An 18,445-nucleotide genomic window follows, 5' to 3' on the forward strand; every position below is an offset into this window, starting at 1 on the left:
GGGCGATGTTTCCGGACGTTACTTAGCGCGCGTCCGCCGAAAAGCAAACGCCGGAGCGGTCACATCAGTTTGGGGACTTCGGAACCATTCACGCACGTCGTCAGCAACCCGGCCATGCGCCACCTGCATTTCGCCGAACGCGCGGAAAGGATAGCATCCGGATTGTCCGGCCCCCGCGCGCCGCGACACCGTGTATTCAGTGCTCGGCCTCGGCAGGAACCCCAGTGTGACAGAAATCATCGTCGTCTACCTCGCCGCGGGCGTGTTCTCCGGCATCGTGTCGGGTCTGTTCGGTGTCGGCGGCGCCTTCGCGCTGGCGCCGGCGCTGATCATCACCCTCACGGTCCAGGGCGTGGCCGATGTTCACATCATGCATCTGACCATCGCCACATCACTCGCGACCCAGGTCGTCACGGCAATCCTGACCACGGCGCTGCGCTACCGGACGGGTGATCTTCTGCTGCCGTTGATCTGGCGGCTGGCGCCGTTTGTCGCCGTCGGCGCGCTCATCGGGGCCGGCATCGGCGATGCGCTGCCGGGGATCGTGCTCAAGCTCATGTTCATTGGCTTCGTCGCGATCTCGATCGTCCGCGCGCTGATATTGCAGAGCCGACGCATCGAGGCAGGCGCGGGTCGCAATCCTTCAATCGCAAGAGGTCCCGCCGTCTGGTTTTTCGCGACGCTTTCGGGGGCATCCGGCGGGGTGCTCGGCCCCGGCCCGGCGATACTTCTGGCCCCGCAACTCCGCAGGCTGGGTTTCGCCATGCCGGTGATCGCCGCGGCCAACGCGTCGTTGGCCGGGCTGGTCGGACTTATGGCGGCGGGGGGTTATATCGTCGGCGGGTTCAACGAGGCCGGCCTGCCCGCCCATAGTCTGGGCTATCTCTACCTGCCGGGATTCGCGGCGCTGACCCTCGGCGCATTGGTCGGCTCCCCGATCGGCATCAGGTTTTCCCATTGGGCAAGAGATCGGACCCAGGCCTGGCTTTTCATCGGCTATATGTCCGTTGTGCTGTTGATCATGATCTTCCACACGATCTGACCGGGCATGCTCTACGAGATCATCCTCATCTACTTGGCGTCCGGCCTGTTCGCGGGCGTCATTGCCGCAATGTTCGGGGTCGGCGGCGGCTTCGCCGTGGCACCGCTGCTGCTGATCGCGCTGACGTTCCAGGATATCGGCGGCGCGCGAACCATGCATCTGACCGTCGGCACGACGCAGGCCGTGATCTTCATCACGGCGAGCTTCAGCGCGATCCTGCGCTGGCGCGCCGGCGACACGAACTGGCGGCTCGTCGCGCGGTTCTTTCCGCTGGTCGCGATCGGCGCGGTGCTGGGCGCCACCCTGGGCGACGCCATGCCCGGCGCGTTGCTCAAGGCGATCTTCATTTTCTTCATCGCGCTGACCATCGCGCGCGGCCTGCTGTCCAAACGGATCGTCAACCTGCAGAGCGGCCGCGATCTGACCGGCGTCCGCGGCCCGGAATACTGGATTTCTGGCAGTCTCGCGGGGCTGCTGGGCTCTCTGATGGGGCCGGGCCCGGCGGTTCTCGTGGCCCCCTTCCTGCGGAAACTGAAATTCTCCATGGCCGTGACCGTGGCGACCTGTTCGACGCTGGCGGCATGTCTTGGTCTGTTCGCGGGCGGCGCCTACATCGTCGGCGGTTTCAACGAAACGGACCTGCCGGCGTGGAGCTTCGGCTATGTCTACCTGCCCGCCTTCGTCGGCCTGGCCGCCGGCGGCCTTACCGGCGCACCGCTCGGTATCTTTCTTTCACGGCGGCTGGATGACCATCTGCAAAGCCGCCTCTATCTGGTCTATCTTGCCGCCGTGCTCGTCGTCATGCTGCTGCATGGTCGCATCGGTTGAACGGGCGCATGGGGGAACCCCCCGGGGGAAAAATTGCTTTACGAAATCATCCTGATCTATTTCGCGACCGGCGCGCTCGCCGGGTTCGTCTCCGGCATGTTCGGCGTCGGCGGCGCATTCACCATGGCGCCGATCCTGATCATCGGCCTGCCCCTGCAGGGCGTGCCCGACCATCACGTGATGCATTTGTCGGTGGGAACCTCGCTGGCGGTGATGTTCACGACCTCGGCCTATGTCGCCATCCTGCGTTACCGGATCGGCGACCTGCAGTTGCCCCTGATGTTCCGCTTCGTGCCGTACATCGTCGTCGGCGCGGTTGCCGGATCTTTATTCGGTGATTTTCTGCCGGGCGATATTCTGAAGGCGATCTTCATGGGCTTCCTCGTCCTGACCGTCCTGCGCGGCATCTTCTACAAGGGTCACGAGACGGTCGCTGGCGGCGGTGACCTGCACAACGTGCGCGGCCCCAGCCTCTGGTCCCACGGTGTGCTGACCGGGATCACCGGTTCCCTGCTCGGGCCCGGCCCGGCGATCATCATCGGGCCGTATCTGCGCAAGCGGCGCTATTCGATGGCGATGGTCGCGGCCACTGCCTCGGCGCTCGCCGGACTGCTCGGCTTGTCGGCGACCGGGGGCTACATCTATGGCGGGATCGGCGAGACCGGACTGCCGGACTTCTCGCTGGGGTACCTCTACCTGCCGGCTGCGGCGGGGCTCGCCGGCGGCGCGCTCATCGGTTCGCCGTTCGGCATTCGCGCCTCGCACTGGGTACCGGACCTGCTGGTCCACCGGTTGTTCGTCGGCTATGTGGCCTTCATCCTCGCCGTGATGCTGATCTGGGGCGGCTAGGCCGGAACGCCGAATCCCGTCGCCAGGACAGCGGCGCGATCGCGCAGGATCGGGATGCCCCGCAAGGTCGGATAGACGACGCCACGCAAGGGCGAATGATAGACCCGGTCCGCCGCGTCGAATTGCAGCGCCGTGTGGGACAACGGGTCGACGAACGCCGGCGCATTCCGCGAGGCGGGTTTCGTCTTCCGGACGACTGTCACGGCAGTCCGGTTCAGCGGGTTGTAGTTCACTTGCGTGAAGTGATACGCCGCGACATCCGCGCCCAGCGCAGCACAATGGTCATTGAGCCCGCGCACATAGCCGTGCCGCGCCATGTTCGCCCGCTGGGCGGCATCCCCCAACTCCCAGGACGGTTCGAACAGCAGCAGGCCGCGGCGCGACACCCGCAGCAGTTCGGCGAGGAGCACGGCCTCGCGGCCATGATTGGGCTCCAGCGCATGGGACGTCATCACCACGTCGATGCTGTCGTCGGGCAGTGGAATGCCGGACATCTCACCGACAAAGACCCGCATGCGCCGTGCGCAATCGGCATTGACCGTGGCGCGGAAATGGCCGAGGCCCAGATGGACCCTGCTCCAGGACAGATCGAACCCGAACAAGCCCGGCACGGCCTCCAGCTTCGAGAACAGGAGCGCGGTGTTGGTCAGTTCGCCACAGCCCGCATCCATCAGGCTCTCGCAATCGGGAAAATGGGTCTGGAGGAGTGCCGCCTGCTCGTCGGTTTAGGCGTCGTAATAAGCGGGTTCGCTGGCGTGGTTGCGAATATACTGACCCGCCTGCAGGTCGTAGGCGATCTCGATCGCCTCAGGAGAATTTGCGACAGCGCCCGTGTTGGCATTATGCGCCTGCATCACATTCCGGCCCTCGCGAAAATCTTCGCGCCGTGACTGAATATCGGCGAATGCCGGCATGATCGAACCCGTCCGCAGCATGTGGAAACTGCGAACGCATCATGGCGTGGTTGTGGTTAACAAAGGCCGAACGGCAATTCGCGCGCGACACTCAGCCGCGACAAAGCATCAGAATTTCGGGATCGAAATCTTCGCCGGACAGCCGTTGAATTTCTTGTCGACACATTCGCGCGCCAGAAACTGTGCTTTCGCGATATCGGTGCGGGTCATTCGTTTTGCCACGGCATCCCGTTTTGCGATGGCATCCTTGTCACCGGATGACGCGACGATGTTGTACCAGACATGGGCGTAAACATTGTTCTGGGGAACGCCCTTCCCTTGGTCGTGCATCACGCCCAGGTTGAACTGCGCCTTGGCAAAACCCTTTTTTGCCGCGGCCCGGTACCACTTCACCGCAGCCTTGAAGTCCTGCGGAACACCCGTTCCCTTTTCGTACATCAAGGCCAGTGAATTCTGGGCGACGGGCAATCCCTGGTCGGCAGCAAGGGTATAGAGCTGTACCGCGGTAGCGGCATTGCGGGGTACGCCGCGTTCGTTTGCATACATCCAGCCCAGATTATACTGCGCCCGGGCATTCTTCTGATCCGCGGCAAGCCTGTACCACTTCACCGCCGCCCGATCGTCCTTCGGCGCGCCGCGTCCGTTGGCGTACATCAACCCCAGGTCAACCTGGGCCGGCGCAAATCCCTGATCGGCGGCAAGTCTGTACCATTTCACCGCCGCCTCCTGGTCTTCCGGGACAGCGCGATTTCTGGCGATTCTCTGTCCAAGCCTGTGCTGCGCAGCGGCAAAACCCTGTTTGGCGGCAAGCGTGTACCACTTCACCGCCGCCTTATCGTCCTTTGGAACGCCCTGTCCGTTCTCGGACATCAAACCGAGATTGTACTGGGCGGTGGCGTTTCCCTGGAGCGCCAGAGGGGTCCACTCCAGAAGCGCGGCGGCATGGTCGCCCCGCTTCATCGCGGCCTCTGCCTTCTGGATATCTGCATTGGCGCCCGCACTCGCAAGAAGCAACGCAGCCGTCAGGCTGACAATGGCGGTAAAGTATCGCATCGGGGTCGATCCTCCGGTGGGTCAATGCTGCTGGGGTTCAGACCTATAAAATGTCTGCCCCTGCCGGTTTCCATTCCCTTTTAGCGCGAAACAAGAACCGCTGCTTGAAAGCCCGACCGGCGCGCGCAAACATCTTCGTGATGTTCACCGGCTGACCGGCCGCCGGAAACGGCTACTCCACCGTCACGCTCTTGGCGAGGTTGCGCGGCTGGTCCACGTCTGTCCCTTTCACCACCGCCGTATGATAGGCGAGGAGCTGGATGGGGATCGCATACAGCAGCGGTGCGACGAACGGATCGACGGCCGGCATCTCCACCGCGGCGAAGGCCTTGTCGGCCAGCTTGGCAACCCCGGCGCGATCGGACATGAAGATCACCTTGCCGCCGCGCGCAATCACTTCTTCGACGTTGGACAATGTCTTGTCGAACAGCTCGTCGTTGGGCGCCAGCACGATGACCGGTACGGCTTCGTCGATGAGCGCGATGGGGCCGTGCTTCATCTCGCCGGCGGCGTAACCCTCGGCATGGATATACGAGATTTCTTTGAGCTTGAGCGCGCCTTCCATGGCGATCGGAAAGGCCGTACCGCGCCCGAGATAGAGCACATCGCGTGCCTTGGCGATATCGCGGGCGATGTCGCGCAGCGCCTCGTCATGGTTGAGCACTTCCGTCATCCGCGACGGCACCTCGGTCAGTGCGCCTGCCAGCGCCGCCGCACCGGCGTCATCCACGACGCCGCGCGCGCGCGCCGCCGCGATGGCGAAACAAGCAAGCACCGCCAGTTGGGTGGTGAAGGCCTTGGTCGAGGCGACGCCGATCTCGGGCCCGGCCAGGGTCGGCAGCACAACATCGGATTCCCGGGCAATCGAGCTTTCGCCCACATTCACGACAGAGACGATGAACTGGCTCTGATCGCGGCAATGGCGGAGCGCGGCCAGCGTGTCGGCGGTCTCGCCCGACTGGCTGACGAACAGCGCGACCCCACCCTGGGGCATCGGCGCCTCGCGGTAGCGGAACTCGGACGCAATATCGATCTCGACCGGGACACGCGCGATCTTCTCCAGCCAGTATTTCGCGACCCAGCCGGCGTAACACGCGGTGCCGCAGGCAACCACGGTGATCCGCGGCACGGTCGCCAGGTCGAAGGGCAGCTCGGGCAGGCCGATCTCGCGCGTTGTCGGATTGATGAAGGACTGCAACGTGTCGCCGACCACCGCCGGCTGCTCGAAGATCTCCTTCTGCATGAAGTGGTCGTAATTGCCCTTGCCGATCAGCGCCCCGGACAATTCCGTTTCGCGGATCGGTCGATCGACCTCGGCGCCGGTCTCATCGAATACCTGCGCGCCGGTGCGGGTGATCAGCGCCCAGTCGCCTTCGTCGAGATAGCAGATGCGCTTGGTCAGCGGCGCCAGCGCCAGCGCATCGGAGCCGATAAACATCTCGCCGTCGCCATAGCCGATGGCCAGCGGACTGCCGCGCCGCGCCCCGACCATCAGGTCATGCTCGCCCGCAAACACGATGGCGAGCGCGAAGGCGCCGTGCAGGCGCGGCAGGGTCTGTTCGACCGCCTCTCTCGGAGACGCACCCGCATCGAGCAACTGCGTCAGCAGCGCCGCGATGGCTTCCGTGTCCGTGTCACTCTCGAAATTGTGCCCGGCGGCCGCGAGTTCGGCGCGCAGATCCTGGAAATTCTCGATTATCCCGTTATGCACCACTGCCACCCGCGCGGTGGCATGGGGATGCGCATTGCTCTCGTTTGGAACGCCATGCGTGGCCCAGCGGGTGTGGCCGATCCCGGCATCGCCGGTGATCGGGTCGTCCTCGAGGATCGCCGCCAGGTTAGCCAGCTTGCCCTGGGCCCGGCGGCGATGGATCGAGCCGTTCACGAGGGTCGCGATGCCGGCGGAATCGTAGCCGCGATATTCGAGGCGCTTCAGCCCCTCGACCAGGCGCGGGGCCGCGTCGTCGGAACCCAATATGCCGATGATGCCGCACATGCGCGTTAGCCCTTCGACTTCAGTTTGCGGAACCGCGCCGCCCAGCCCGATTTCGTGACCTGCTCGGCGCGCTCGATGGCGAGCGCGTCGGCCTCCACATCGCCCGAGATGGTGCTGCCTGCCGCGACGATGGCACCGTCGCCTACGGTCACGGGCGCAACCAGCGCCGAGTTCGAACCGATGAAGGCACCGGCGCCGATGTCCGTGATGTGCTTATTGAAGCCGTCATAGTTGCAGGTGATCGTGCCCGCACCGATGTTGGCCCCGGCGCCCACATGGGCATCGCCCACATAAGAGAGATGATTGGCCTTGGCGCCTTCGCCCAGATCGGCGTTCTTGATCTCAACGAAATTCCCGACACGGGCGCCTGCGCCGATCTTCGCCCCGGGCCGCAGCCGCGCATAGGGGCCGATGACCGCACCGCGCTCGACGTCCGCACCCTCCAGATGGCTGAAGGCGCGGATGTTTACACTGTCGGCGACCGTCACGCCGGGCCCGAACACCACATTCGGCTGCACGACCACGTCCCGACCGAGTTGCGTGTCATGGTGGAACCAGACCGTGGCAGGATCGACCAGGGTCGCACCGCCATCCATCGCGCGGGCGCGCATCGCGTCCTGCACCACCGCTTCGGCCATCGCCAGGTCCGCGCGTGCGTTCACACCCAGCAATTCGTCTTCCTCGCCCTCCACCACGGCGGCGGCGTGACCGTCGGCGCGGGCGAGTGCGACCATGTCCGTCAGGTAATATTCGCCCTTGGAATTGTCGGTGCCGATCTTGTCGAGCAGGCCGAACAGGTGCCGCCCGTCGAACGCCATCACACCGGAATTGCAGAGATTGACCTCGAGCTGTTCGGGCGTGGCGTCGCGCGCCTCGACGATGGCGGTCAGCGCGCCGTCACCATCGGTGATCAGGCGACCATATTGGTGAAAATGGCTCGGGCGGAAGCCGAGCACGGTCACCGCCACATCGCCGGTACAGGCCCCGGCCGCCCGGCGCATCGTGTCGGCGGTGACCAACGGCGTGTCGCCGTAGAGAACCAGCACCGTGCCGGTAAAACCCTCGAGCGCGTCCCGCGCGGCCTTGACCGCGCCGCCGGTGCCGTTCCGGTCAGCCTGCACACAGGTCGGGTGAGGCGCGACCGCGTCCGCCACCACGCCCATGTCCGGTCCGACGACGACGACGACACGCTCCGGCGACAGCTCGGCGGCAGTGTCGAGCAGATGGGCGATCATCGGCCGCCCGGCGAGCGGGTGCATCACCTTGGGCAGATCGGAACGCATCCGCGTCCCCTTCCCGGCGGCGAGCACCACTATGGCTAGGGCTGTATCGGTCATCGTGTCATGCGTTGGCTTGGGGCGGCTCGAGCCAGTGATCAGGGCTATCAGAAATAAGGCAAACCCGGCGCACCGAATCCGCAGAATTCGGCGCGGAACTTGCCACAGCGCCGTGAATCGCACCAAGTCACGAATTGTTCCCGATTGTTTCGTGCCGGACAGACCCGGCTAGCCGTCATCCTCGTCTTCATCCGCCGCGCCGAACACTAGCGCGCCGTCGACCGCACGCGCGCGCACCAGATGGGCGAAACCGTCACCCCAGGGGGTCGACAGTTCGAGCCGCACCGGCACCTGGCCGGGCTCCACGCCGATGTCGGCGAGCCAGATCGCGACCTCCAGGTCCTGCAACCGCTTGCGGTCGGGCTTGAAGCCGGCGATCCGCTCGAAGGTCAGCCGGCACCCCGCGACATGGCCCTCGAAGGGCGCCGCCGGACTGGGCTTCAGGTCGCGCGGCGGCAACGCCTCCATGTTCGCGTCATACCGCCGCCGGCCGTCATAAACGGCGGTGCGCGGGCGGCAAGCACCGCTCATCGCGCTGGTCAGGACCAGTGCGGTCACGGCGGTCGTCGGATCGACCGAGCCGGGGATCAGCGCGGGGTCGACGCGCTTGATGTCGTCTTCGCCATAGGGCGGCTCGGCGGTGACAGTCCGTACGCCGTCCGCGGCATAGTCGATTGCCACTTTGCGCTGGCGGCTGCGCCAGATATTCGCGGTCCGGTATTTCTCCGGCGCGATCTCGCCATCGCGCCAGTCGCCGGCGCTCGACGCCTCGAGGCTCCAGTTGAACAGCGCGCCGATGATCCCCGAGGTCTGCAGCCTGATGCGGGTCTCGTAGCTCGGGTCGGCATCAGAACCCGCGAGATCCAACTCGAAATCAAACCGGATGGCGCGCAATCCGCCGGTATAGACATCATAGGTGAGCGCGAAGCCTTCGGTGGCGTTCGATTGTGTCGCGTTGGCCGGCGCCATCGCCTGCTCGTCCGCGCCGGATACCGTCCCCGCAGACAGAATGACGGCGGCGAGTGCAGCGGTGACCCCGCACACCCAGCGCCTGCTTCCGCCCGAATGTCGATCCAGGAATGCCATCTCACCATCTACGCCCACGATATCGGCAAATTCAAGGAAATCGGTCGCAAACTTGACACCGGCGAAGCGGTCGCCCTATAGGTCCGGTCCCTTATGGAAGGGCGCGTAGCTCAGCGGGAGAGCACTGCCTTCACACGGCAGGGGTCACAGGTTCAATCCCTGTCGCGCCCACCATTTTTCTGTACCGCGAAATATTATTGCCGCGACAGGAACAGCATTTTTGTTGCGCCGCGGACGCGCTCGCACCCTTTCCCACTCAGTATATTCCGATGACCGGTACGATGGCGCACGCGGATGATACAATCCTCCGAAATTTAAGGTCGTCCCACCCCCTGCACGAACGAATGAGCCGCCCATGACTTCCAACAACACCGACGGTGACGCCAACCTGGCGCTGTTCTGCGATTTCGAGAATGTGGCGCTGGGCGTCCGCGACGCGAAGTTTCCGAAATTCGAGATTGCGCTGGTTCTCGAACGGCTGCTGGTCAAGGGCAGCATCGTGGCCAAGAAAGCCTATTGCGACTGGGACCGATACAAGGACTTCAAGGCGACCATGCATGACGCCGCCTTCGAGATGATCGAGATTCCCCACACCCGCCAGTCGGGCAAGAACTCGGCCGATATCCACATGGTCGTCGATGCCCTCGACCTCTGTTACACGAAGGAGCATATCGACACCTTCGTCATCATCAGCGGCGATTCGGATTTCTCGCCGCTGGTCAGCAAACTGCGCGAGAACGCGAAGACGGTGATCGGCGTCGGGGTCAAGAACAGCACGTCCGATCTGCTGATGAACAATTGCGACGAGTTCATCTTCTACGATGACCTCGTGCGCGCGAGCGACACGACCAAATCGCGCAAGCGCCGAAGCACGAAAAAGCCTGCCGGCGATGCGAAACCCGCGCAAAATATGTCGGCGTCGACGCCGGAGCCCGCCACCGAAAAGAACGGCGGCAGCGCCGACGACGCCATCGAACTGGTCATGGAAACCGCCGAGGCGCTGTCGGCCGAACGCGGCGACCCGGTGTGGGGATCGATGGTAAAGCAGACCCTCAAACGCCGCCGGCCCGGTTTCAACGAGAGCTATTACGGCTTCCGCGCCTTCGCGGACCTTCTCGAAGAGGCCGAGGATCGCGGATTGCTGGAACTGGAGCTTGACGAACGGTCCGGCGGCTATCTGATCAGGATCGGCACGCCGAAAGGCTAGCCGCAGCCTTCAGACGGTGCCGTTGGTTCGCGACGTTCGCCGGTCAGCGGCGCTCATACTGCTCGTCGCCGAAATAGTTCTTCAGCGTCTCGGCGTCGGGCTTCTCCGGCTTGCCCAGTAGCTTGGTACCGCGCTGGACCGCGGGCCGGGCGCCGATGTCGTCGAGCCAGCGCTGAACATTCTTGAATTCGGAAATATCGAACCCCCGCCGCTCCCAGGAATAGGTCCAGGCGTAGGTCGCGATGTCGGCGATCGTGTATTCATCGCCTGCGAGATACTTCGTCTCGCCCAGCCGGCGGTCCATCACGCCGTAAAGCCGCATGCATTCCTTGGTGTAGCGCTCGACCGAATAGTCGAACGTCTCGGGCGCGTAGGTCGTGAAGTGGCTGTACTGGCCGAACATGGGCCCGATGCCGCCCATCTGGAACATCAGCCACTGGATCACGCTGTAGCGCGCGGCCATGTCCTGGGGCATGAACTTTCCGGTCTTCTCGGCCAGATACATCAACATCGCGCCCGTCTCGAACACGACATAGTCCTCCCCGTCCGGGCCTTCCGTATCGACCAGCACCGGGATCTTGTTGTTCGGGCTGAGCTTGAGAAATTGCGGCTCGAACTGCTCGCCCTTGCCGATATCCAGACGGTGCAGCTCGTACGGAATGCCGAGCTCCTCCATCATGATGTGAAGTTTCTCGCCGTTGGGCGTCGCCCAGGAATAAAGATGGATCATGTTCGGGTTTCCCTAGTTCGGCATTTCATCGAAATTGGTGAGGTCACCGGAAAGGTCCGCATACGATAGCGCGCGGTCGCAGTAGAAGTTGGCGGTCGGTTTCACGAAGCCCGCATCGTCCATGCTGCCCACCTTCACCGCAATCGCGGGGCGGCCGATGGTCGTCGAGAAGATCTGCGAGCCACAGGTCGGGCAGAATTCCTTGATCTTGGTGTTGCCCGCATCCGACAGGTGTTCGAAGGCGCGCGTCTCTCCCCGGGTAACCCGGACATCGGCTTCATCGAAGAGGATGTTGGTCGCGAACGCCGCGCCGGTGTTCTTCCGGCAATCGTCGCAATGGCAATTCACCATGCGCCGGGGCTCGCCCGATATTTCGTAGCGGATCGCGCCGCACATGCAGCCGCCTGACACCTGCACCATCATTCTTTCTCCTGTCGAAAAACCTGCACCCTGAGCATTGAACGTCCGTGCCGGGTCACCGTTCCGGTCTGCCCAAGTATGCCTCGACCGTCAAGCTACAGGTCAACCGCGGTGCGGAGCACAAAACTTGTTGCCGCGAGGATCGAGCAAACCGTGGAGCCAGACCTGGCCTCACCCCCCGAAACGCGGCTCCGGGACGCCCCGGATGCCCAGCCCGCTGACCTTGAACAACGAGCCCGCACCGAATTGCGGTTTGGTCTCGACCACGAAGGTATCGTGGTGAGCGGCACCCGGATGGTCGATCCGGTTCATGGTGGTGACGTAGATCTCGTCGAGATTGTCGCCGCCGAACATTACGCTGGTGACGTTCCGGACCGGCATACCGATCCGGCGTTCTTCGGCGCCGTCCGGCGTGCGGCGTATGATCTCGCCGGTGCGTATCTCCGCGGTCCACACGCAGCCCTCGGCATCGACCGTCGAGCCGTCGCAGATGGCCTCGCTGGCCTTCGTCGAGGCGAATTCCCGCTGGTTGGACAGCGCGCCCGTCTCGATGTCGTAGTCATAGGCCCACATCGTGTCCTGGAAGGAACAGGTGACGTAGAAGGTCTTGTCGTCGGGCGACCAGCAGGGGCCGTTGGTGCAGATGATGCCGCCGCCGATCCGGGTGACCGACAAATCCGGGTCGAGCCGCCACAGGCCGCAGATCGCGAGCTCTTCCTCATCGTCCATGCCGCCGGCGATGAACCGCCCGCGACGGTCCACCTTGCCGTCGTTCAGACGGGTGCGCGGCTGGTCGTCCTCGATCTTGTGAATCAGATCGAGTTTTTCGTTGTCAAAGTCATAGAAGTAAAAGCCGTCATCGACGGCCATCACCAGTCCGCCATCCTTGCGGATCGCCAGCGCGCCGATGTCGTGATCGGGAATGGACCGCGTCTCGACCTTGCCCGAGCGCGGATCGAGGCGGAAGACATTGTCCCGGCCCTTGCGCCGCCCGGTGCCGTCGACCCAGTAGAACAGGCCGGTCTCCACATCCCAGAGCGGGCTTTCACCCAGATAATTCTCACAGTCGACGAGGCATTCGATTTTGTAGGTCATTGAGTTCGTTTCCTGTTCGAACGTAAAGGGCAGCTATCAGCCATGTTGTGTGCGGTGACGCTGATGGGTCGGCACCATCGCATTCATCGCAAGCTCGCGCGTTGTCGCATCATCGGATTCCATTGCCCAGTCGCGCACGGCCACCAACAATGCGCCGAGCGTCGTGTCACCCCAGAGCCATGTGGCGATCTCGATATCGCTGCCGCGCCCGTCCGGCCGGGCTATCGCGGCCTCGGTGTAGTAGTAGCGCAGATCGTCGGCCATCCGCTTGAAGGCGACGATGACCGGCGTATCCGGCAGGGGAGATTCGCAAGTTTCCGGCGCGACGGCGAAGTCGGCCAGAAAACGCACGATCTCGTCCGGCGTCCTGCCGGAGATCCCGAAACCGGTGCGGCCGCCACGGTTCTCTTTCGATTGCGCGTACCAGGGGCCGAGCAGTGTCACTTCCTGCTGCAACGCCTGATGCAGAACATCGGCGTCGCTCATCTGGGTGACGGGCGCCGCGAAGTTTACCGGGCAGGCCCAGCCGTCCGGCTCATCCGCCACCGCCTCGCCCGGCGGCCCATCGGGGAAGTCTTCGAGGACCGGCCCGGCGGGCCGCGCCAGCAGCGACAGGCAATCGCGCAGCACGCGGCGCTGGAAATCCGGCTCGTTGGGCGCGCCCAGCGGCCGCCCCAACTCGAACGGCACGGCGAGTGCGCGCGGCGGGCGGATTTTTTCCGTGTGGGCGCGGATCAAACTGATCTGCGTCGTCGGGATGCCCGCGCGTTCGATGAAATGTGCCAGCCCGCCCACGGCGCGCGTGCAGGCCGGTCAGACCGGCACCAGCAGCACCGCATCGACCTTGTCGGCCCGCAGGATATCGACCAGATCCGCGACAACCGGCTCCATCGCCGTCGGCGGGGTCGCGCCCATGAATGAGAAATGATGGTCCGCGACCGAGCCGATAACGCCCTCATCGCGCAGCTCGCGCAGCCGGTCGATCGGAAAGGCGACGTTGACGTCCTGATAAAACCCGGTGCGGTCGAAGTTGGTGGACAGGTGACTCATCACCAGATCGTCCATGTCCGTATCGCCGGGGATGATCCGGTAATCTGCGGCGTAACCATCGAAGGTGCGATCGCCCCGGCGGTGCAGGCCCGCGGTGGAGACGATAGCGATCCGGCAGCCGGACAGGGGCGGGCAGTCCGCCCAAGGCGTGTCCTCGAAATCGGGGACCTCCATCTCCATATAGCCTTCGCGATAAAGCGCGGGTAATTCGCTGAGCTTGACCATGTCGTGTGCTGAACCTTCGCGGGGGTGGTGTCCTCGGCAAAGCCTATCAGCAGCCTGACCTCTCCCGGAACCCTCCAACAAAAAAACAGCGGGTGGGATTGTCTGCCGCCAGCGGAACTCACTAATCTGCACCTCCCCTCAGGAGGACATGTTTCATGGGTGAGTTTTCCATCGGCCAGGCCGTCACGCGGCTCGAAGACCCGCGTCTGCTCAAGGGCCAGGGCCGCTATCTCGACGACATCAATTACGACCGCCAGCTCCATGCGGTGATCCTGCGTTCGCCCCACGCCCATGCCGAGATCGTCTCAATCGACAAGGCCGCCGCCGAGGCCGCACCGGGCGTGCATGGCGTGTTCACAGGCACCGACTACCGCGCCGACGGGATGGGGGTCGTTCCCTGCATGGGCAGCTACAACCATCGCGACGGCGGGCCAATGTATGTCCCCGACCGGCCCGCGCTGGCCGTGGGCAAGGTCATGCATATCGGCTATCCGGTGGCGATGGTCGTCGCCGACACCGAAGCCCAGGCACGTGATGCGAGCGAGCTGATCGAGGTGAATTACGAGCCGCTGCCGGCGGTCGTGTCCTGCTACGACGCATTCCAGGACGGGGCGCCCCAGCTCTATGACGACTGCCCCAAAAACGAATCATATTTCTACGAGGCCGGCGACAAGACCGCGACCGATGCCGCCTTCGACGCCGCCGACCATGTGGTCGAGCAGGACATGGTCATCAACCGGGTGACCGCCAACGCGATGGAAAACCGCGCCGTCATCGGCGACTGGGACATCGGCACGGGCCGCATCACGATCCGCTGCGGGTTCCAGCGGCCGTGGCTGTTTCGCCAGAGCCTGGCCGAGCAATCCTTCAAGGTGCCCGAACGCCAGATCCGGCTGGTGACCGACGATATCGGCGGCAGCTACGGCCTGCGCGGCTCGATCTATCCCGAGATGGTGCTGATGCCCTGGGCGTCCAAGCATGTCGGCCGGCCCGTCAAATGGGTCGCCGACCGCACCGAAAGTCACCTCAGCGACGACGACGGGCGCGACAATATCGTCAAGGTCGCGCTCGCCTTCGATGCCGACGGCACGTTCCAGGCGGTGCGTGTGCGCAGCTGGGGCAATCTCGGCGCGTTCGTGTCCTATCGGGGTGCCGCCCCGCCCGCCGTCCACATCGGCACGGTGATCGGCGTCTACACCACCCCGGCGGCGCATGTGGAAATCTCGGGCATGCTGACCAACACCCACTGCACCTCGCCCTATCGCGGTGCAGGCCGGCCCGAGGCCTCGTTCATGATCGAGCGGCTGGTGGAACGCGCCGCCGACGAACTCGGCATGGATCCGGCCGAACTGCGCCGCCGAAATATCATCCCGTCCGCCGCGATGCCCTACAAGACGCCGCTGATCTACACCTACGATTGCGGCGAGTTCGAGAAGAACATGGACATGGCCATGGAGACCGCCGACTGGGCCGGCTTCGAAGCGCGGCGCGCAGAGGCCGCCACCCGCGGCAAGCTGCGCGGCATCGGCATGTCGAACACGCTCGAATGGGCGGCAGACAACACCACCGAGACGGCGGAGCTGCGCTTCGACCCGTCGGGCGACCTGACCTTCGTGGCCTCGACCATTTCCCACGGCCAGGGCCACCGCACGATCCAGACCCAGATCATCGTCGATCTGCTCGGCGTCGACCCCGAGCGGGTGGCGGTGTTGCAGGGCGACACGGACGTGTCCGCCTTCGGCATGGGCACCGGCGGCTCACGCTCGACCATCATGACCGGCAGCGCGCTGACCATTGCCGCGCGCAAGATCATCGAGAAAGGCAAAAAACTCGCCGCGCATCTCCTGGAAGCGTCCGAAGCCGATATCGAGTTCGCCGACGGGAACTTCACCGTCTCGGGCACTGACAAGCTGATCACCGTGCACGAGATCGCCGCGGCGGCCTACAAGAGCAACGACCTGCCCGACGAGATGGAGCCCGGCCTCTACGAGACCGGCACCTACAACGCCACGACCGGCAACTTCCCCAACGGCTGCCATGTCTGCGAGGTCGAGATCGACCCGGACACCGGCGTCACCGAGTTGGTGAACTACACCGTGGTGGATGACGTCGGCACGATCATCAACCCGATGCTGGTACGCGGCCAGATCATGGGCGGCATCGCCCAGGGCATGGGCCAGGTGCTGATGGAGGACAAGACCTACGACCCCGAGACGGGCCAGCTGCTGGCCGGGTCTTTCATGGACTACTGCATGCCCCGCGCCAGCGACTTCTGCCACGTGAACTTCGATGAGAACGAGGTCCCCTCGCCGACCAACCCGCTCGGGGTCAAGGGCGCGGGCGAAGCGGGCACGGTGGGTTCGCTGTCGGCGGGAACCAACGCCATCGTCGATGCGCTGTCCCATCTGGGGGTGCAGCATATCGACACGCCGTGCACGCCGCTGAAGGTCTGGCAGGCGATCCAGGCTGCGGATGCAGCTGCTTAGCTTGCAAGGACGCGCGCGCGAACCTATCTGCTGGGTAACCGAATAACTCGAGGAGACCCGAAATGACCGAAACCGCATATCTCGCCGGCGGCTGCTTCTGGGGCATGCAGGATCTGATCCGGCGCCTGCCCGGCGTCGTCTCCACGCAGGTCGGCTACACCGGCGGTGAATTGCCGAACGCGACCTATCAGCATGTGCGCACCGGCGCGACGGGACATACGGAGGCCATCGAGGTCGTGTTCGATCCCGACCAGGTCAGCTACCGGGACATCCTCGAATTGTTCTTCCAGATCCACGACCCGACGACGCCCGACCGCCAGGGCAACGACCGGGGCACGCAATATCGCTCGGCGATCTTCTGGCGCGACGACGCGCAGCGCGCGACCGCGGTCGATACCATCGCCGATGTCGAGGCGTCGGGGCTTTGGCCGGGCAAGGTTGTCACGCAAGTCACCCAGGCCAGAGATTTCTGGCCGGCCGAGCCGGAGCATCAGGATTATCTGGAGCGCAACCCGGGCGGCTACACCTGCCATTTCGTGCGTCCCGACTGGAAGCTGCCCAAGCGCGACGCGGCCTGACAAAAAGTGCGAGACGCGGTGTGATGTCCGGGCCATACGCCCCGTTTTCATTCGCCTAATCGACGATCAAAAATGATCTGTACGCCGGTGACGGCGCGTCACGGGAAATCTCGTTGCTTTCCTGTCCCGCACCGACCGTGAACGAGTATCGCGCCGAGGGGCCGTGGCAATACCCGGAATATGGAGCGGCCGGGCCGGCCGCGGGGTTCGCTGGTATTTTCAAGACCATCATCACCGCATCCGCCTCGGAGAACACAATTCGTGCGAAGGATTCTTCGCCGGACCACGCCGCCTCATAGAAGGGGTGTTCCGCCGGGTTTGGGCCATCGGGCCTGAAATACGCATATGGCGGGTACATGCAGACCCGGTCCCACGTAAAGTTGGTCAAGTCGCGAACCGCACCGGCGCGCGCCTCTCCTTCGTAGATGTCGAGCAGCCGCCGTGCGGTGAATTCGCTGTGTGCGTCCGACAAGCCCGGCGCGAGCCGTTCAATCAACCGCGGCTTGCGATCGGGCTGCAGCATCAGCACGGCAACCAATACGATGAGGGCGGCGACCGCGAATATTTTGGGGCCCCTCGTCATACGCATCAAAACAGCTCCCCCTGATCGGGCGGTTCGTCTGCCAGGACGTGGGGCGTCAGCAGCTCCGGGCCGTCGTTGCGGATGTCATTGACGGCGCGACCCACGGGCACGACGCGGACGATGTCTTCCGGTGCCGGGTGCAGCAGAGCGCCCGCCGCCTCCCTGTCGAAACGGTCGTCCGTCCCGTTGCCCAGCCAGGTATCGAAGCTGTCGGGGTTGAGGATCACCGGCATGCGGTGATGGAACGGCCGCAGGGTCTCGTTGGCCTCGGTGGTAATAATCGTCGCGGTCTCGAGTTCCGACCCGTCCGGCCCGAGCCACGCGTCCCACAATCCCGCGAAGCTGATCAGCCCGCCGTCGGGCCGGGATATCCAGACCGGCTGCTTGGGGCCGGTGCCGGTGGATTGCCATTCGTAGAAGCCGCTCGCCGGGATGAGGCAGCGCCGCCGCCGGAACGGGGCCCGAAAGGAAGGTTTCTTCGCGATCGTCTCGGCCCGGGCGTTGATCATCCGTGCGCCCATCGCCGGGTCCTTCGCCCAGGACGGCACCAGCCCCCAGCCGAATAGCGCGGGGACGCGGGCAAGTTCATCGATATTGCCGCCCGCATCGTCCCGGCTGGCGGCGCGAATAATCGCGACGATCGCCTGGGACGGCGCGATGTTGTAGCGCGGCTGCAACTCGAAGGTCGCCGACACCAGCCCATAAGCCGCGTGGATCTCTTCCCAGGAATGCATGAGGCCGAATCGTCCGCACATTCCGCTATTTTACACCGTTCCAAACAGGGGGCAGACAGGGTTTTGGCCGCGTTTTGTCGGTGATCCCGTTTCGTTCGCCGCTAAATTCCCGAGTCGCTTTGGGGCCGACCACAAGATTTTGGGTTTCGGAGTACAAACCGGGCACAAAGGATTTGAGTCGATTGCGGCGGCAAGACGTAATGATTTGGCAAATATCGGGGTTTTCCGGGCG

At 64.3% G+C, this 18,445-nt stretch carries 19 protein-coding genes and 1 tRNA gene; 7 read left to right on the forward strand and 13 right to left on the reverse strand.

What is annotated here, in order from left to right:
* Positions 1 to 226 precede the first annotated feature (226 nt).
* The 3 genes from ABJ363_11020 to ABJ363_11030 are packed head-to-tail and all read left to right on the forward strand — an operon-like array spanning position 227 to position 2,719.
* The gene (locus tag ABJ363_11020) at positions 227 to 1,042 is read left to right on the forward strand and encodes a sulfite exporter TauE/SafE family protein (GenBank protein MEP4379524.1); all 816 of its coding nucleotides are present in this window, start codon (positions 227 to 229) and stop codon (positions 1,040 to 1,042) included.
* Positions 1,043 to 1,048: 6 nt separating this feature from the next.
* Positions 1,049 to 1,870 (forward strand): sulfite exporter TauE/SafE family protein, encoded by an 822-nt coding sequence (locus ABJ363_11025; protein MEP4379525.1) that lies wholly within the window; start codon positions 1,049 to 1,051, stop codon positions 1,868 to 1,870.
* A gap of 33 nt (positions 1,871 to 1,903) precedes the next feature.
* Positions 1,904 to 2,719: a sulfite exporter TauE/SafE family protein gene (locus tag ABJ363_11030; GenBank protein MEP4379526.1), complete on the forward strand. Its 816-nt coding sequence runs from the start codon at positions 1,904 to 1,906 to the stop codon at positions 2,717 to 2,719.
* Here the strand turns inward: ABJ363_11030 and ABJ363_11035 are convergent.
* The 6 genes from ABJ363_11035 to ABJ363_11060 form a co-directional block, all read right to left on the reverse strand.
* Positions 2,716 to 3,390 (reverse strand): methyltransferase domain-containing protein, encoded by a 675-nt coding sequence (locus tag ABJ363_11035; protein ID MEP4379527.1) that lies wholly within the window; start codon positions 3,388 to 3,390, stop codon positions 2,716 to 2,718. The genes ABJ363_11030 and ABJ363_11035 overlap by 4 nt on opposite strands.
* 54 nt (positions 3,391 to 3,444) lie before the next feature.
* Positions 3,445 to 3,654, reverse strand: coding sequence for a hypothetical protein (locus tag ABJ363_11040; protein ID MEP4379528.1), 210 nt, complete (start codon positions 3,652 to 3,654; stop codon positions 3,445 to 3,447).
* A gap of 87 nt (positions 3,655 to 3,741) precedes the next feature.
* Complete coding sequence (locus tag ABJ363_11045) at positions 3,742 to 4,686, reverse strand: SEL1-like repeat protein (protein ID MEP4379529.1); 945 nt, start codon at positions 4,684 to 4,686, stop codon at positions 3,742 to 3,744.
* 172 nt (positions 4,687 to 4,858) lie between these two features.
* Positions 4,859 to 6,682, reverse strand: a complete 1,824-nt coding sequence (gene glmS / locus ABJ363_11050) for a glutamine--fructose-6-phosphate transaminase (isomerizing) (protein ID MEP4379530.1) — start codon at positions 6,680 to 6,682, stop codon at positions 4,859 to 4,861.
* A 5-nt stretch (positions 6,683 to 6,687) separates the two neighbouring features.
* Positions 6,688 to 8,019, reverse strand: coding sequence for a bifunctional UDP-N-acetylglucosamine diphosphorylase/glucosamine-1-phosphate N-acetyltransferase GlmU (gene glmU, locus ABJ363_11055; GenBank protein ID MEP4379531.1), 1,332 nt, complete (start codon positions 8,017 to 8,019; stop codon positions 6,688 to 6,690).
* Between the two features lie 168 nt (positions 8,020 to 8,187).
* Positions 8,188 to 9,105, reverse strand: coding sequence for a DUF3108 domain-containing protein (locus ABJ363_11060; protein ID MEP4379532.1), 918 nt, complete (start codon positions 9,103 to 9,105; stop codon positions 8,188 to 8,190).
* A 99-nt stretch (positions 9,106 to 9,204) separates the two neighbouring features.
* Here ABJ363_11060 and ABJ363_11065 point away from each other — a divergent pair.
* A tRNA-Val gene (locus tag ABJ363_11065) sits at positions 9,205 to 9,279 on the forward strand.
* A gap of 181 nt (positions 9,280 to 9,460) precedes the next feature.
* Positions 9,461 to 10,312 carry an NYN domain-containing protein gene (locus tag ABJ363_11070; protein MEP4379533.1) on the forward strand — a complete coding sequence of 284 codons (852 nt, stop codon included), beginning with the start codon at positions 9,461 to 9,463 and terminating at the stop codon, positions 10,310 to 10,312.
* A gap of 43 nt (positions 10,313 to 10,355) precedes the next feature.
* On the opposite strand, the gene ABJ363_11075 is transcribed toward ABJ363_11070, so the two are convergent.
* The 5 genes from ABJ363_11075 to ABJ363_11095 all read right to left on the reverse strand — a co-directional run bounded on the left by ABJ363_11075 (position 10,356) and on the right by ABJ363_11095 (position 13,832).
* Positions 10,356 to 11,042 carry a glutathione binding-like protein gene (locus tag ABJ363_11075; GenBank protein MEP4379534.1) on the reverse strand — a complete coding sequence of 229 codons (687 nt, stop codon included), beginning with the start codon at positions 11,040 to 11,042 and terminating at the stop codon, positions 10,356 to 10,358.
* 12 nt (positions 11,043 to 11,054) lie between these two features.
* On the reverse strand, positions 11,055 to 11,462 hold the full coding sequence (locus ABJ363_11080; GenBank protein MEP4379535.1) for a GFA family protein: 408 nt from the start codon (positions 11,460 to 11,462) through the stop codon (positions 11,055 to 11,057).
* A 171-nt stretch (positions 11,463 to 11,633) separates the two neighbouring features.
* Positions 11,634 to 12,557 carry an SMP-30/gluconolactonase/LRE family protein gene (locus ABJ363_11085; protein MEP4379536.1) on the reverse strand — a complete coding sequence of 308 codons (924 nt, stop codon included), beginning with the start codon at positions 12,555 to 12,557 and terminating at the stop codon, positions 11,634 to 11,636.
* A gap of 36 nt (positions 12,558 to 12,593) precedes the next feature.
* Entirely contained in the window at positions 12,594 to 13,352 is a 759-nt protein-coding gene (locus tag ABJ363_11090) for a hypothetical protein (GenBank protein MEP4379537.1), read from the reverse strand.
* A gap of 18 nt (positions 13,353 to 13,370) precedes the next feature.
* Positions 13,371 to 13,832 (reverse strand): glycine/sarcosine/betaine reductase selenoprotein B family protein, encoded by a 462-nt coding sequence (locus ABJ363_11095; protein MEP4379538.1) that lies wholly within the window; start codon positions 13,830 to 13,832, stop codon positions 13,371 to 13,373.
* A 155-nt stretch (positions 13,833 to 13,987) separates the two neighbouring features.
* Here ABJ363_11095 and ABJ363_11100 point away from each other — a divergent pair, with 155 nt between their 5' ends.
* Together ABJ363_11100 and msrA are read left to right on the forward strand one after the other, a co-directional pair.
* The gene (locus tag ABJ363_11100) at positions 13,988 to 16,318 is read left to right on the forward strand and encodes a xanthine dehydrogenase family protein molybdopterin-binding subunit (GenBank protein MEP4379539.1); all 2,331 of its coding nucleotides are present in this window, start codon (positions 13,988 to 13,990) and stop codon (positions 16,316 to 16,318) included.
* Positions 16,319 to 16,380: 62 nt separating this feature from the next.
* Entirely contained in the window at positions 16,381 to 16,896 is a 516-nt protein-coding gene (gene msrA, locus ABJ363_11105) for a peptide-methionine (S)-S-oxide reductase MsrA (protein MEP4379540.1), read from the forward strand.
* A gap of 55 nt (positions 16,897 to 16,951) precedes the next feature.
* On the opposite strand, the gene ABJ363_11110 is transcribed toward msrA, so the two are convergent.
* Both ABJ363_11110 and ABJ363_11115 read right to left on the reverse strand, forming a co-directional pair.
* Positions 16,952 to 17,485, reverse strand: coding sequence for a hypothetical protein (locus ABJ363_11110; GenBank protein MEP4379541.1), 534 nt, complete (start codon positions 17,483 to 17,485; stop codon positions 16,952 to 16,954).
* The gene (locus ABJ363_11115; protein MEP4379542.1) at positions 17,485 to 18,234 is read right to left on the reverse strand and encodes an SOS response-associated peptidase; all 750 of its coding nucleotides are present in this window, start codon (positions 18,232 to 18,234) and stop codon (positions 17,485 to 17,487) included. Before ABJ363_11115 ends, ABJ363_11110 begins: the two co-directional genes overlap by 1 nt.
* Positions 18,235 to 18,445 lie beyond the last annotated feature (211 nt).

It is taken from the genome of Alphaproteobacteria bacterium (assembly GCA_039980135.1).
Lineage (GTDB): Bacteria > Pseudomonadota > Alphaproteobacteria > UBA6615 > UBA6615 > UBA8079.